The 15,515-nt window shown below is 32.5% G+C and carries 15 protein-coding genes; 9 read left to right on the forward strand and 6 right to left on the reverse strand.

Features of this window, described 5'->3' with window-relative positions:
• Positions 1 to 54: 54 nt before the first annotated feature.
• Positions 55 to 2,559, forward strand: a complete 2,505-nt coding sequence (locus ACP15M_RS09585) for a M14 family metallopeptidase (protein WP_425076990.1) — start codon at positions 55 to 57, stop codon at positions 2,557 to 2,559.
• Positions 2,560 to 2,677: 118 nt separating this feature from the next.
• Here the strand turns inward: ACP15M_RS09585 and ACP15M_RS09590 are convergent, their stop codons facing one another.
• Positions 2,678 to 3,013 carry a tRNA-binding protein gene (locus tag ACP15M_RS09590; RefSeq protein WP_425076991.1) on the reverse strand — a complete coding sequence of 112 codons (336 nt, stop codon included), beginning with the start codon at positions 3,011 to 3,013 and terminating at the stop codon, positions 2,678 to 2,680.
• A 20-nt stretch (positions 3,014 to 3,033) separates the two neighbouring features.
• Here ACP15M_RS09590 and ACP15M_RS09595 point away from each other — a divergent pair, with 20 nt between their 5' ends.
• Positions 3,034 to 3,588: a thioredoxin family protein gene (locus ACP15M_RS09595; protein WP_425076992.1), complete on the forward strand. Its 555-nt coding sequence runs from the start codon at positions 3,034 to 3,036 to the stop codon at positions 3,586 to 3,588.
• Positions 3,589 to 3,618: 30 nt separating this feature from the next.
• Here the strand turns inward: ACP15M_RS09595 and ACP15M_RS09600 are convergent, their stop codons facing one another.
• Together ACP15M_RS09600 and ACP15M_RS09605 are read right to left on the reverse strand one after the other, a co-directional pair.
• Entirely contained in the window at positions 3,619 to 4,344 is a 726-nt protein-coding gene (locus tag ACP15M_RS09600; protein WP_425076993.1) for an energy transducer TonB, read from the reverse strand.
• Between the two features lie 91 nt (positions 4,345 to 4,435).
• The gene (locus tag ACP15M_RS09605) at positions 4,436 to 6,589 is read right to left on the reverse strand and encodes a TonB-dependent receptor (RefSeq protein WP_425076994.1); all 2,154 of its coding nucleotides are present in this window, start codon (positions 6,587 to 6,589) and stop codon (positions 4,436 to 4,438) included.
• A gap of 134 nt (positions 6,590 to 6,723) precedes the next feature.
• Here ACP15M_RS09605 and ACP15M_RS09610 point away from each other — a divergent pair, with 134 nt between their 5' ends.
• Entirely contained in the window at positions 6,724 to 7,404 is a 681-nt protein-coding gene (locus ACP15M_RS09610) for a lysoplasmalogenase (protein ID WP_425076995.1), read from the forward strand.
• A 127-nt stretch (positions 7,405 to 7,531) separates the two neighbouring features.
• On the opposite strand, the gene ACP15M_RS09615 is transcribed toward ACP15M_RS09610, so the two are convergent.
• Complete coding sequence (locus ACP15M_RS09615; RefSeq protein ID WP_425076996.1) at positions 7,532 to 8,803, reverse strand: NAD(P)/FAD-dependent oxidoreductase; 1,272 nt, start codon at positions 8,801 to 8,803, stop codon at positions 7,532 to 7,534.
• A gap of 133 nt (positions 8,804 to 8,936) precedes the next feature.
• On the opposite strand from ACP15M_RS09615, the gene ACP15M_RS09620 reads away from it, so the two are divergent.
• From ACP15M_RS09620 to ACP15M_RS09630, 3 genes are read left to right on the forward strand one after another with little or no spacing between them, the layout of a single operon-like run.
• Positions 8,937 to 9,431: an RNA polymerase sigma factor gene (locus ACP15M_RS09620; RefSeq protein ID WP_425076997.1), complete on the forward strand. Its 495-nt coding sequence runs from the start codon at positions 8,937 to 8,939 to the stop codon at positions 9,429 to 9,431.
• Positions 9,432 to 9,435: 4 nt separating this feature from the next.
• Positions 9,436 to 10,077 carry a hypothetical protein gene (locus ACP15M_RS09625; protein WP_425076998.1) on the forward strand — a complete coding sequence of 214 codons (642 nt, stop codon included), beginning with the start codon at positions 9,436 to 9,438 and terminating at the stop codon, positions 10,075 to 10,077.
• Between the two features lie 2 nt (positions 10,078 to 10,079).
• The gene (locus tag ACP15M_RS09630) at positions 10,080 to 10,550 is read left to right on the forward strand and encodes a hypothetical protein (RefSeq protein WP_425076999.1); all 471 of its coding nucleotides are present in this window, start codon (positions 10,080 to 10,082) and stop codon (positions 10,548 to 10,550) included.
• A 17-nt stretch (positions 10,551 to 10,567) separates the two neighbouring features.
• Here ACP15M_RS09630 and ACP15M_RS09635 read toward each other — a convergent pair whose 3' ends face one another.
• The gene (locus ACP15M_RS09635) at positions 10,568 to 11,365 is read right to left on the reverse strand and encodes a lysophospholipid acyltransferase family protein (RefSeq protein WP_425077000.1); all 798 of its coding nucleotides are present in this window, start codon (positions 11,363 to 11,365) and stop codon (positions 10,568 to 10,570) included.
• A 47-nt stretch (positions 11,366 to 11,412) separates the two neighbouring features.
• Positions 11,413 to 12,126 (reverse strand): NUDIX hydrolase, encoded by a 714-nt coding sequence (locus tag ACP15M_RS09640; RefSeq protein WP_425077001.1) that lies wholly within the window; start codon positions 12,124 to 12,126, stop codon positions 11,413 to 11,415.
• Between ACP15M_RS09640 and ACP15M_RS09645 the strand changes: the two genes are divergently transcribed.
• From ACP15M_RS09645 to ACP15M_RS09655, 3 genes are all read left to right on the forward strand, one after another.
• Entirely contained in the window at positions 12,100 to 12,774 is a 675-nt protein-coding gene (locus ACP15M_RS09645) for a peptidylprolyl isomerase (protein ID WP_425077002.1), read from the forward strand. The genes ACP15M_RS09640 and ACP15M_RS09645 overlap by 27 nt on opposite strands.
• 96 nt (positions 12,775 to 12,870) lie before the next feature.
• Entirely contained in the window at positions 12,871 to 15,033 is a 2,163-nt protein-coding gene (locus ACP15M_RS09650) for a M3 family metallopeptidase (RefSeq protein ID WP_425077003.1), read from the forward strand.
• A 124-nt stretch (positions 15,034 to 15,157) separates the two neighbouring features.
• On the forward strand, positions 15,158 to 15,514 hold the full coding sequence (locus ACP15M_RS09655; RefSeq protein ID WP_425077004.1) for a hypothetical protein: 357 nt from the start codon (positions 15,158 to 15,160) through the stop codon (positions 15,512 to 15,514).
• Position 15,515: the final 1 nt, after the last annotated feature.

A 15,515-nucleotide genomic window follows, 5' to 3' on the forward strand; every position in this document is an offset into this window, starting at 1 on the left:
CATTCCGTAGCGGTTTTTTATTTTTATACGCTTATAACCTCTATTTTATTTTTTATGAGATTTATTTTACTTGTCATTATACTTAGTTGCTTCAGCATTAGTGCACAAACAAAAACTAACTTATCCTACTATCTTCCTCAAAACACAAGCTATAACTCTAAAATTCCGACACCAAAATCTGTTATTGGTCATGAGGTTGGCGAATGGCATATTACACATGATAAGCTCATACAATACATGCAAGTTTTAGCAGAAACTTCTGATAGAATTACTATTGAAAACAGAGGCACTACTTTTGAAGATAGACCTTTACCTCTGCTCACCATAACAGCTCCAAAAAACCATTCAAATATTGAAACTATTCGAACCAACCATATTGCTGCAACCGAAAGTAATTCAACAAACACAGACAATAGACCAATACTAGTTTACCAAGGATTTTCTATTCATGGTAATGAAGCTAGTGGCTCAAATGCTGCATTGCTCGTTGCATATTATTTAGCTGCTGCAGAAAGCGATGCTGTTAAAACATTATTAGACCATGTGGTTATTTTATTCGATCCTTGTTATAATCCAGATGGCTTACAACGTTTTGCATATTGGGCAAATACCAATAAAAGCAAAAACTTAAATCCAGATCCTAACGATCGTGAATACGACGAGGTTTGGCCTGGTGGACGAACCAATCATTATTGGTTTGATATGAATAGAGATTGGTTACCTGTTCAGTTGCCAGAATCTAAAGTTCGAATTAAGAGTTTCCATAAATGGTTGCCAAACATTGTAACCGATCATCATGAAATGGGAACTCATTCAACTTTCTTTTTTCAACCAGGCATTCCTTCTAGAACACATCCATTAACACCTAAACTCAATCAAGAACTCACAAAGGCTATTGGAAATTATCACGCCAAAGCGTTAGATAAAATTGGCTCTTTATACTATACTGAAGAAAATTTTGATGACTTTTACTACGGAAAAGGATCAACCTTTCCAGACATTAACGGAAGCATTGGAATTTTATTTGAACAAGGTAGTTCTCGTGGTCATATTCAAGAAACTGCAAATGGTTTATTAACTTTTCCGTTTACCATTCGCAATCAATTTACAGCAGCTTTATCTACTCTTGAAGCGGCAAAATCTATGCGAAAAGACATCTTGCAATACCAACACGATTTTTATAAAAATGCGCGAACTGAAGCTGAGAAAAAAACTGGTAAAGCCATTGTTTTTGGTGATGCAAAAGATGCTGCAAAAACCTTTCATTTAGCTGAGGTATTAAAACGACATCAAATTGAGTTTTATGAACTTAAAAATGACTTTAAAACTCATGGAAAGCAATTCAAAACAGGATACAGTTATGTTATTCCGAAGCATCAAAAAAACACAAGACTCATCAATGCCATGTTTGAAAAACGTACCATATTTCAAGATAGCTTGTTTTACGATGTCTCTGCATGGACGTTTCCTTTAGCTTTTGGTTTAGATTATAAAGACAATGTATCGACTTCAATTGCTGGAAACAAAGTAGAAAATTTACAAATGAAAACAGGTGCTGTTTCAGCTAAAAGCAATTATGCTTATCTTATGGAGTGGCACGAATACTATGCTCCAAAAGCGCTAAATACAATTCTTAGTAGTGGTTTAAGAGCAAAAGTTGGTATGAAACCGTTTAGCATAAATGGTAAAACATATGACTACGGAACCATTTTAATTCCTGTTCAAAATCAGAATAAATCTGCAGAAGCTTTATATTCTTTTTTGCAAAATGTAGCCAAAAACAGTCATCTTCAAATTGATGCTGTATCCACTGGACTAACTCATGGTATTGACTTAGGCAGTAGTCAATTTAGAGCTTTAACACAGCCAAAAGTTGCGTTAATTGTAGGTGATGGTATTAGAAGTTATGATGCTGGAGAAATCTGGCATCTATTCGACCAACGTTACGATATGCATATCACCAAATTAGATACAAGAAACTTAGACAGAACAGATTTAAGTCGTTATAATACAATTATATTGCCTAGTGGTTCGCTTGAAAAAGACGCTTCTGAACATTTAAAAGAATGGCTACAAAATGGAGGTACTTTAATTGCTTACAGAAGTGCATTACGATGGCTAAACAGGAATGAAATTGTAAAATTTGAATTTAAATCTAAAGAAACCATTGCTAAAAACATAAGCTTTGAAAGCAAAGGAAACTTTAGAGGTGCGCAAGTCATTGGTGGTGCTATTTTTGAAGCCAAACAAGATCGATCGCATCCTATAAATTTTGGTTATAAAAATAATCGTATTGCTTTGTTTAAAAACAATACTCTATTTTTAAATCCAAATAAACAGAGTTATAACAATCCGTTGCAATACACAAAAAAGCCATTGCTAAGTGGTTATATCTCTAAACAAAATTTAGATAGTCTTGCTCTATCTGTTCCGTTTAAAATGAATCGTTTTGGATCTGGAAAAGTCATTTCGTTTACAGATAATACGAATTTTAGAGCCTTTTGGTATGGCACTAACAAATTGCTAATGAATGCTATCTTTTTTAGAAAGGAAATATGATATTATTAGATGGTTAGATAGTTAGATAGTTAGATGGTTAATTTAAAAAAAGCTCTACTTCAAGTACTGAATTTCTTTTTTACAAATCAATAACCTAACACATAAACGAGAAAAGGTATTACGATACTACACTTCCATTTTTAACTTGGTGTTCTGGATTTAAAAGTATCACATCTTTACCATCAACAGCTCCAAGAATTAAACATTCGCTCATAAATTTAGCTATTTGTTTTTTGGGAAAATTAACTACAGCTACAATTTGTCTGTTTAGTAATTCTTCTTTATTGTAGAGCGTAGTAATTTGAGCAGATGACTTTTTAATACCTAATGCTCCAAAATCTATTGTTATTTGATAAGCTGGATTACGAGCTTCAGGAAAATCATTAATTTCAATGATAGTTCCAACACGTAAATCAACTTTTGAGAAGTCTTCGAAAGTTATTATATTATCCATGATATAAAAGTATAAAAAATATGGCACTTACACCTTCAAATATGCTTCCGTTAGGAACAAAAGCACCTAGTTTTAATCTAAAAAACACCATTGATGACACATATGTTTCGTTAGAATCAGCAAAAGGAATGAACGGAACAATCATTATGTTTATCTGCAACCATTGTCCGTTTGTAAAGCACGTTAATACCGAATTATCACAATTAGCAAAAGATTATAGTTCAAAAGGTATAACATGCATTGCTATTTCAAGTAATGATGTTGAAAATTATCCTGAAGATGCTCCAGATAAAATGAAGCAAAACGCTATAGACAATGATTTTATATTTCCATATTTATATGACGATACGCAAAGCGTTGCAAAGGCTTATGATGCTGCTTGTACTCCAGATTTTTATGTGTTTGACAGTGATTTAAAATTAGTGTATCGAGGACAACTAGACAGTTCTAGACCTGGAAATGAAATTCCTGTAACTGGAGAAGATTTACGAACTGCCATAGATGCTGTACTAAATAATAATGCGATAAGTACTATTCAAAAACCAAGTATTGGTTGCAATATCAAGTGGAAATAAACACACACCAACACAGCTCTAATTATAAAACTATCTCTCTTTAAATTTAAAATGAATTGGAATACTATAAGGCATATTAACTGGTCTGCCTCGTTGTTTTCCTGGTGTCATTTTAGGCAGCAAACTAATAATACGCTCTGCTTCTTTCTCTAAGAGTTTGTCTGGCCCTCGACTTCTAATTTTAGTAACTTGACCTGTTTTATCAATCACAAAAAGCACATACACTTTACCTTGCATTTCTAATTCTAATGCTCTTTCAGGATATTTAAAATTTTTGCTAACATGCTCTAACATTTTAGCTTGAAAGCAAGCCATTTTTTCTTCTTTCGAACCTCCTTCACATCCAGGAAATACAGGTATATCTTCAATAACAGCAAAGGGAACTTCTATATCTTCTTCTACTTCTTCTACTTCGACATCCTCAACATTAACCACGTATTCTTCAATCGCTTCATTTTGACCAATTTCACTACTTTCAATAATCGTTTCTTCTACTTCAACTTCATCCTCAACAATTTTAATATCATCAGGTACTAATGCTGGTGGTGGAGGTGGTGGTACATTTAAATTTACAATAGGAATATCTTCTTCAACAAAATTATCCACTTGAACAATATCTCTTATAACAACATCACTCTTATACGTTTTATGTTCAAACATAATGTAAGTGATTAACAACATCAAATTTAAGCCAACAGCAAAATAGAGACTACTATTTCTGCCAACTTCTACCTCTGGGTTTTTCTTGACTTGCATAACTCTAGTATTTAATACTATTAAGTTACTACAATATAACTCAAAAAAATATGATAATTATCATGTAGACCAGATAGTTTGAGTCATGGTTTTACAAATTATCTAACTGATTATCAGCTCCATCTTCGCTTATGGTCCAAAAGAAACCTATAAAGAAAAATTGATCTGCAGCAGGTTGTAAAGAACGTCTAGCAAAATTTCCATTAATATCTGGTGTGTTTGCATACTGATAACCATTAATGTTTTTAAAGCCAAAGATATTATTCACAGAAGCATATAGAATTTTTTGCGGACTAATTAAATATGCCCAATTTAAACTCACACTATTAAAGCTTTTGGTTTTCTCTCCAAGAAATTCATTAGTATTTGGATTGGTATATGGTCGTCCAGAAGCAAATGAGTATGCAAAACCGACTTGACTCTTCCAATCGTCAATCCAATATTTTGCAATAGCTGAAAAATTATGCGTATTAGCAAAACTAGGTTGTGCTTGCCTTGGAAAATTTCTATAGTCACGTTCGGTATCTAAATACGAATAGCTAATCCAGTAATCGGTATTTTTGATACTCTTATTATCTCTCCAAAACACATCTAGACCTTGCGCAAAACCTGAGCCAGAATTATTAAAATTAGAATCAAAACTTTCTATGTCTGTATCAAACTTCACTAGATTATCATAATCTTTACGATAGAGTTCAGCTCTAAATAATTTTCCGTCGTTAACATATTGATAATTCATAATGTAGTGCCTTGTATTTTGTGTTTTAACTTCAGAATTATACTTTAAGATTCCGTTATTAGCATTCTGATAAAAATCACCATAAGCCACAGATAGTTGTCCGTTTTTAGAGGTTTTATAAGCTAAAGACACTCTTGGTGACACATTAAACTCATTAGACAATTCATAATTATCTGCTCTCACTCCTACTTTTAATGCTAGGTCTTTACTAAAGATGATGTCAGATTCTGCAAAGGCTGCCGAATTATTATTGGTAAACCCATAACTTCCAGTAAATGCATTTGACTTGACCGCTTCATCAAAATCTGTTGTAAAATGTTCTAAACCAAAACTTAATTTGAATCTGCTACTAAAGCGTTTTTTTAGTTTAAGCTTAGCATGAACTGAGTTTTCACTATCATCTACATCTAAAGCCTCATTAATACCAATATCTGTTTTGGCAATGGTATAACTCAACCCTGTTTGAACTGACCAATTATTTCCTAAAATACCTTGATAAGAAGTATTGGCATAAAAATTTCTGTTTTTTAGTTTAAAACGTACACCATCTGGTTCGTTAATATCATCTTGGGTTAAATCAAAACTAGATGCATCGAAAGCTGCGTAAAATTTAAGCATTCCAGTATCAAATTTTTGACGAAAAACTGCTTCACCTTGCGCACCTTCATAAGGTTTTTCCCAATCGTTTCTATCTGGATACAAAGCAATGTAAGGTGCCAAATTAATGTATGCCGCATTAACACTAAGTGAAGTGTTTTTCCATTTTTCGGTATGACCTAATGCTCCACCAACACTCATAATACCTATATCTGTTTTTTCTTGATCTGGTTCATCAATGGTATTTAATAGCAATACGCTTGAAAGTGCATTACCAAATTCGGCAGAATAACCTCCTGTTGAAAAAGTAATGCCATCAAATAAAAATGGTGAATATCGACCACGTGTTGGAATGTTATTTGCCGTTGGAGAATAAGGCGTAAACACACGAATACCATCGATAAAGATTTGTGTTTCATTAGCATCTCCTCCTCTAACGAATAAACGACCATCTTCGGCTACAGTAGAAGTTCCTGGAAGTGTTTGTAAAGCACCTACAAAGTCACCAACAGCACTTGCCGTTGTAACTACATCTAGAGGTTTTAAAACAGAGACTTTACTGTTATCATTGGCTTCAAACGTTCCTGCCGAAATCACTACAGCATCTAAAGTATTAACATCTTCTCTAAGTTTTATTTGAAGATTACTAAGTGTTGTCACATCTCCAGCAATGGTTTTGGTTTCATAAGACAAATAAGAAATGGTAAGTACTTGTGTTCCTGTTTCTGAGGTTTCGAACGAAAATTCTCCTATGTCATTTGTTGTTGCACCATCATAAGTGCCTTCTAAATAAACGTTAGCTCCAATAATAGGTTGATTTTTATTATCGGTTACTTTTCCGCTAATAGTACTTTGCGCAAAAGATAATGATGAGATTAAGAGAAAAATGATAAACGTTGATCGTTTCATGGTTGATTATATAATATGTTCGTTTTTAATTGATGCCTCAAACTTCTAGCTTTTTTAAATTTTGAAGAATTCTATTTTACCGAATTGTTAATATTGAATGACGAATTGCATATTTTTACAAAAACTACGACCTAATGCTTACTAAAACTGAACAACAATTTACTTGGATTTTTATCATTATTGTTATTGTTGAATTAATCTGCGGACAAGTAAACAACTTTTCTACAATACATTATTTTACAAAACCTTTAATTGTAATCTCCTTGCTCCTATTTTTCTTTAACCAAAGCAAACAACTCAACAGTTTTATAAAGACGTTTACTATTCTAGCTTTAGTTTTTTCTCTAATTGGTGATGTAGCATTGTTATTTGATGGTTATAATCCTATCTATTTTATTGTTGGTTTAGCATCTTTTTTATTAGCACATGTAATGTATGTCTTAGTATTTTTAAAACACAGAGACAGCTCTAAAAACTCTTTAGGTTTTATTGGCTTAATGCTTTTTTATGCTGCTTTCTTATTCTATATACTGAAAGATGGTTTAGGTGATTTATTAATTCCAGTAATCGTGTATATGATTGTTATACTGAGTATGTCTACTTCTGCGTTTTTAAGAGAGAAACAGAACAATATCGCAAGTTATAATTGGGTATTGTTAGGTGCAATTCTATTTATGGTTTCTGATAGTATCTTAGCTTTAGACAAGTTTTATCAATCTTTTCAATTGAGTTCACTACTCATCATGAGCACCTACGCGTTAGCACAATTTTGTATTGTTATTGGAATTTTAAAGCAAAATTCTAATTCGCGTTAAGGATTGAAGTGATATCCTTTTTGTTTTAGAAAAGACCTTTAGACTACGCTCAAGGTGGCAAAACAAAAAGATTTAACGGAAAGCCTGACAAACCGAAACATAAGTGTAGGTTTGAAACGCCCAAAAATCACTTTTTAAACGGACGAATAATTAAACGTGCTGCTTTGTCGAAATTGATATAGTTATAGGTCCAATTAAAAAACACAATGACTCTATTTCTAAATCCGACTAAAGACATTAGATGAATAAACATCCAGATGAACCATGCAAAAAAACCACCAAATTTAAAGTGCTTTAAATCTACAACCGCTTTGTTTCTTCCGATGGTTGCCATAGAACCTTTGTCGTTATAAACAAAAGGTTTCATTGGCTGATTATTAATAAGCTTTAAAAGATTTTTGCCCAACAATCGACCTTGTTGAATTGCAGGTTGTGCCACTTGCGGATGACCATTAGGATAGGCTTCTGTTGACATAGACGCAATATCTCCTAAAGCAAAAATTGAGTCGTAACCATCAATTTGATTGAACCTATTGACTTTGTAACGGTTGGTTCTTTTTAGCAGTGTATTTGCATCTAAGCCTAGAATTGGAGCTCCTGTTACACCTGCAGCCCAAATTAGAGTTTCAGAACTAAACTTGAGCTTTGTATTTGTGGTCACTTGTCTTCCGTCGTAATTTTCGACAAACGTATTACAGTGTACCTTAACGCCTAAGTCTGTTAAAAATTTTTCTGCTTTTTTAGATGCATGCTCACTCATTGGTGGCAACACTCTTTGAGCACCTTCAAGTAAATGAATATTCATGTCTTGAGTATTCAAATCTCTATAATCTCTAGGAAGGATATTATTTTTAAGCTCTGCTATAGCTCCAGCTAATTCTACACCAGTTGGTCCTCCTCCAACAATAATAAAGTTTAAAAATGCTTCACGTTCTTCTTTCGAATTAGCTATGGCAGCTTTTTCAAAGTTTTGAAGAATTAAACTCCTAATATTTAAAGCTTGAGGAACGCTTTTCATAGGCATGCTATGTGCTTCTATTGTAGTATTACCAAAGAAGTTTGTTTTTGTTCCAGTAGCAATTACTAGGTAATCATAGCTAAGGTCTCCAATTGATGTTTGTATACGCTTTTGATTAGGTAAAATTTGATGGACTTCTGCCAACCTAAAAAAAGAGGTTTTGTGCTTTTTTATAATCTTTCGAAGTGGATAAGCAATAGAATCTGGTTCTAATCCCGAACTAGAAACTTGGTATAATAGAGGTTGGAATGTGTGATAGTTGTGTTTATCTATTAAAACAATTTGAAGGTTTTTATTGGCTAATGTCTTTACAAGTTGAACACCTGCAAACCCACCTCCTATAACAACAACTCGAGGCAAAGTAGATTCTGGAATATTCATAATTTTGATTAAAAATTACCATAACAAAGATACGATTTTGAACACCTAAAATCTTATTTTTGGAATATTACTTTGTTCTATTTGTAACATTTTAAAAGCGAATACTACATATAAGTAACTAACCGATAAAAATTTGGATAAAGCACTCGAACATAGTTTTGTTGAATTACTTGAAAAGCATCAAAACATTGTACATAAAGTCTGTAGATTATACACCAATAATCAAGATGCGCACAATGATTTGTTTCAAGAAATCACTATACAGTTATGGAAAGCTTATCCTAAGTTTCGAGGAGATGCTAAGTTTAGTACTTGGATGTATCGTGTTGGTTTAAATACTGCAATTACACTCTACCGAAAATCAAAACGTAGCATCAAAACTCAGGAGTTTGAAAGTGTTCAGTTTAAAATTAAATCTGAAGCTTATGATGATACAGAAGAACAACAATTAAAGCTATTATATAAGGCTGTACATCAATTAAATGATATTGAAAAAGCCTTAGTGTTTTTATATCTCGAAGATAAAAATTACAGTGAAATAAGTGAAACCCTTGGTATTACTGAAGTGAATGCTCGTGTGAAAATGAATAGGGTTAAAAAGAAATTAAAAACAATATTAAATCCGTAACATTATGGATGAATTAGAATTATTAAAGAAAGACTGGCAAAACAAAGATAAATCCTATCCTAAGTTATCATATAATGAAATTTACAATATGATATTAAGGAAGTCGTCATCAATTGTTAAATGGATTTTTATAATAAGCCTCATAGAATTTGTATTTTGGCTATGCATCTCTTTTGGTTTAAAAGCCTCAGGATTTAGCCTAGAAGTTGATGGTATAGAAAAGAATTTTGGCTTTATAGCTATCACTATTTTCTCCTACGGAATTTTAGCCTATTTCTTTTACAGGTTTTATATGAATTATAAGACCATTAATACTACAGACAATGCCAAAGTTTTAATGGAAAACATTTTAAAAACAAGACGAACAGTGAAACAGTATGTCTTTTTTAATTTGTTAATACTTGTAATTGGAACAGCTTACATGATGCCATATGCACTTGATCAAAATGAAGACTCTAAAGCGCTAATTGAAACTGCTAAAGCAAATGGTGAATTGTTAAAATATTACGCAAGTATTGCCTTGGTTACAGTTTTTACTTTAGCCGTAACTATTGTCATTTTACTAGTGTTCTATTGGTTAATTTATGGCATTCTTTTAAAGCGTTTGAATAGAAACTATCACGAATTAAAAAAGCTAGAAGTTTAATAATGAATTGCGTTCATTTTAATATTGACCAACATACCATTCGTTACCATGTAACTTGGATGGGAATTGAAACTATAACAGTGAATGACATTCAAGTATCTAAAAAACTATCTTTACCTAAAAGAAAACATAGATTTAATATAGAAATATCTGGTAAAAAAGAAGCTTTTTTCATTACCTCAAAGCAATCGTTTTCAACAGGTTTGATAACAGTTCAATTATTTCACAATACTATTCTTATTGAAGAAAAAGTTATAGCATTTAATTTTTCTCCTGTTCATAAAGATGAACTTAAACATCCTGAAAACTCTTCATTTATAACAGGTTTAATACTGACGTTCTTATCTATCGTTTTTGATTGGTCTCCGTTTTTTATTTTTATCGGATTGATGTGTATGTTCAATTCACTTTGTACTACATCATCAAATATGACGAATTCACAACATTCTGAAGACACAAAATCGATTGATTGATTGATTGATGTTTTTTTTTACCAATCACGAAGTTTATTAAGACGCTCTTGTTCTTCTAATTCTTCTTGCGGAATCACTTTTAAAAATGAAGGATGCTGCTCGATGGCATATTCAATCTTTTCAACAATTTCTGCAATACTTTCATTGTCATAATCGATTTGAAGCGGTTCTTTTACCTCAAATGTTTGATATACATTTTTCTTTTTAACACGCAATCCTTTTTTATCAAACGATCGTCTAAAACCATCAATCACAATAGGAACCACAACAGGTTTGTATTGTTTTATGATATGTGCAGTTCCTTTTCTAATTGGTTTAAATGGTGTTGTTGTTCCTTGCGGAAAGGTCACTACCCAACCATCATCTAGCGCTTTTTTTATACTAGTAATGTCACTCATTTTAACCTGTCTGTTCACATCTTGACCTTTTGAACGCCAAGTACGTTCAATACTTATTGATCCAGTATAGGCAAATATTTTAGGAAGCAATCCTGATTTCATGGTTTCCTTTGCTGCAACATAGTACATGTTTAATTTAGGATTCCATAAATAACCAACATTTTTAATATTATCTAATCGACCACTAAGACTTGCATTAAACACATGAAACATCGCAATAACATCAGCAAAATAAGTTTGATGATTAGAAATAAAAAGCACATTTGTTTCAGGTAGGTTTTTAATAATATCTGAACCTTCAATTTGCAGTTCATTAAAGCCTCTAAATCTTCGATGTGTAAATAATCCGAGGATTCTTATCAGCCATTTTTTTACAAAAAGTATATGCCCAAAAGGGTTTTTCTTAAATAATCCCATTAAGTGTTAGTTATTAAGCGGAAAAGCAAATCTACAAAATCTCTTAATTACAACACCTTTTTTAACAAGTCTTTCACTTCACTCAACATCATGGCTGTTGCTCCCCAAACCACATGGTCATTAAGTTTAAAAGCAGGAACCTGAACATCAATTTTATAAGAAGTTTTAACTGAAGTGCTTATTACCGAAGCGTCATCTAAAAAATGAGAAAGCGCAACTTCTATAAGACCTTCCACTTCTTCGTCTTGTTTTATAAAATCTGGTGTAGACTCAGAAACACCAAAAAAAGGATGCACTGTAAAATTACTTGGAGGAATATACATTGGAGTCATTTGTTTTAAAACCTGAACTTGATGTTCTGGCACTCCAACTTCTTCATGAGTTTCACGAAGCGCTGTGGTTTGCAAATTACGATCTGAGTGTTCAACTTTTCCTCCAGGAAATCCTACTTGAGCCGAATGCACACCTTTATAGGTTTTTCTTAAAATTAAAATAAGATGCGTTTCGTTGTTTTTATTTGGATAAAACAACGATAAAACAGCTGCTTGTTTTGCAGATTTCATCAAAACTTTATTACGTTCCATCAACTCCAAACGATAAGGTGGAGACATTTTAATCTGAGAGACTTCTCCAGGAAGTTCTAGATTTTTTATTTTTGATATCGATTTTAAAAATATATTGAAATCCATCTTAAAATGACCAGACTTTTTTTTATTATATGTTGCATCTGTATTATGAATTGTGAAGATAAGCAATCTCATAAGAATACAAACGTATCAGCTTCAGATTCATTAACAGTCACTCAAAAAAAAGAAGTTATAGCTTCAAAAGACTCTATACCAAATACTCAAAATCGTGAATTTCCATTACTAACCGAAAAAAATGCGATGGAGTTTTTTCTTCAGTATGAAAAAAAACACAAAGAAAATAAAGTTCGTATTGTAACCGATTTTGGTAATATCGATATTTTATTGTTTAATGAAACTAAATTCCATCGCGCTAACTTTATCTACTTAACAAAGCAAGGTTATTTTACTAACACACAATTTTATCGTGTTATCGAAAACTACATCGTACAAGCTGGCAGTACAGACGACAGAAAAGTAATGCGCAAACGAAAAGCCATTGGCAAATACTTATTACCAACAGATACTAAACGAGGATTTAAACATGATAGAGGCGTTATTTCTATGCCAAGTAGCGAAATTGATAATCCGCATAAACTAGCCTCTCCTTATGAGTTTTTTATCACTTTAAGAGATGTCTATCAACTGGATGGCGATTATACCATCTTCGGAAAAGTAATTAGAGGTCTTGACGTTTGCGACAAAATTGCTAAAGTTGAAACCGATGATGGCGACTGGCCTTTACAAAATGTCTATATAAAACGTGTAGAAATACTAGATTAATTCAATATAACTCTACTTGTTTTAACATAAATTCTACATAGATTAAAAGGATTTTTCAATATCTTGAGCCACACTAAAACTAATTTAACAAACATAATGATTTCAAAATCGATTAAAGCTGCTCTTTTATGCAGTATTGTCCTATTTGCAAGTTGCAAGGAAGACGAAAAAAAAGCCGAAAACAAAGAAGAAACGACAACCATGAGTGACAATATTTTGTTACAGGATTGGACTGGTCCTTACGAAGGTGTTCCTGCATTTGATAAAATGAATGCAGCAGATATTAAAGAAGCTGTAGAAACAGGTATGGAACTAAACCTTGCCGAAATCGATGCTATTGCTAATAATGAAGAACCAGCAACCTTTGAAAACACTATTGTTGCTATGGAAGCAGCTGGTAAAACTTTAAATAATGTGTTTACCTATTACGGAATTTTAAGTAGTAATATGTCATCTCCAGAGTTTAGAGAAATTCGTGCCGAATTAGCACCTAAATTATCTGAATTTTCCTCAAAAATATCTCAGAATGCAGCCTTGTTTCAACGCATTAAAACCGTTTATGAAGCCTCTCAAAAATCACCTCTTGAAGCAGAAGCACAACGTGTTGTTGATTTAACTTATAAGAGTTTTGAAATGAATGGTGCCAACTTAGATGCTGCTAAAAAAGAGCGTTATGCTGCAATCAACAAAGAATTATCTAGTCTTTATAATGATTTTTCTGACCACGTATTACACGATGAAGAAAATTATGTGACCTATTTAACAAAAGATCAATTAGATGGCTTATCTGAAGGGTTTATAAAATCGGCAGCTAAAATAGCAACAGATAAAGGACAAGATGGTAAATATGCAATTACCAATACACGTTCTTCAATGGATCCTTTTTTAACCTATTCTACTGAGCGTGAATTACGTAAACAAGTATGGACAAACTACTACTCTCGTGGAGATAATGGTGATGAATACGATAATAATGAACTCATTGCTAAAATACTTAAACTACGTAGAGAACGTGTAGAACTTATGGGTTATGATAATTATGCGCAATGGCGTTTACAAGATCGTATGGCTAAGACTCCTGAAAATGCTATGAATCTTATGGAAGCGGTTTGGCCTGCTGCAATTGCTCGTGTTGCTGAAGAAGTTCAAGACATGCAAGCGGTTGCCAACGAACTTGGAGATAAGATTACTATTGAGCCTTGGGATTACAGGTATTATGCTGAAAAAGTTCGTAAAAAGAAATACGATTTAGATAGCGATGAAGTAAAGCAATATTTACAATTAGATAAATTAACTGAAGCGATGTTTTATGTAGCTGGACGTTTATTTAATTACAAATTCTCACCTATTGAAAAAGGAAAAGTTCCTGTATTTCATGAAGATGTAAACGTTTGGGAAGTTACAGACAAAGACTCAGATAAGCATATTGGCTTATGGTATTTAGATCCTTATGCTAGAGAAGGAAAACGTTCTGGAGCTTGGGCAACTACGTACAGAAGTTACACCTCTTTTGAAGGCGAAACTAATGTACTTGCTTCTAATAATTCTAATTTTGTAAAACCAGCTCCTGGTGAAGCTGTTTTGGTGTCTTGGGATGATGCTACTACTTTCTTCCACGAATTTGGTCATGCATTACACTTCTTTTCGAGTAATGTAAAATACCCAACACTTAATGGAGGTGTAAGAGACTATACTGAGTTTCAATCACAATTACTAGAACGTTGGTTGTCTACAGATGAAGTTATCAATCAATTTTTAGTGCATTATAAAACTGGAGAGCCTATTCCTGCTGCATTGGTTGAAAAAATTAAGAAAGCATCTACCTTTAATCAAGGATTTGGAACTACTGAATATTTAGCATCTGCTCTAATGGATATGAAATTACATTTAGCAGATCCAGCTAATATTGATATTGATAAATTTGAGCGCGAAACTTTAGCTGAATTAAACATGCCAAAAGAATTACCTATGCGTCATAGAACACCTCACTTCGGACACGTATTTTCTGGTGAAGGCTATGCAACTGCTTATTATGGTTATATGTGGGCAGATGTTTTAACGAGTGATGCTTCGGAAGCTTTTAAAGAAGCTCCTGGAGGATTTTACGATGCTGATGTGGCTGAAAAATTAGTAAAATACTTATTCGCACCTAGAAATGCTATGGATCCTGCTGAAGCTTACAGACTATTTAGAGGTCGTGATGCTAAAATTGAAGCACTAATGAGAGACAGAGGATTTCCTGTAACCTCAACTAAGTAAACTATTTTTAAATATAAAAAACCGTTATCAGATTGTAAGATTTGATAACGGTTTTTTATTAAAACTAATCTATACAATTAATAACAAATTCATTCGTTTTTTATCAAACTAACCATAATTTATCATGACATTTAATAAAAAGATTTTTCTAAACATTCCAGAATATCTTTTAATTGCTGCTGTACTTTTTTATTGGATGTCTGCAGGTTTAGTCATCAATTATATTGCAATTGTACTCTTAGTAATCATTATTTTACAAATGATTTACAAAAACAAGGTTATTGGTATTATAATTCCTACTATAATGATTTTAACTTGCTTCTATATGATTATAGCGTTGCTTTCAGAAGTTCGTGAATTTCCAAGTTTTAATGCTGAAGCGCAAACGCTTCTATTTGTAGGATTAGCCTATTTTTCAATAACTATAATAGCTTCAATTGTTATGATAATTAAATATACATCTTTATCAAATAAACAATAGA

This window comes from Psychroserpens sp. S379A (genome assembly GCF_049800755.1).
In the GTDB taxonomy this organism is placed as follows: Bacteria; Bacteroidota; Bacteroidia; order Flavobacteriales; family Flavobacteriaceae; genus Psychroserpens.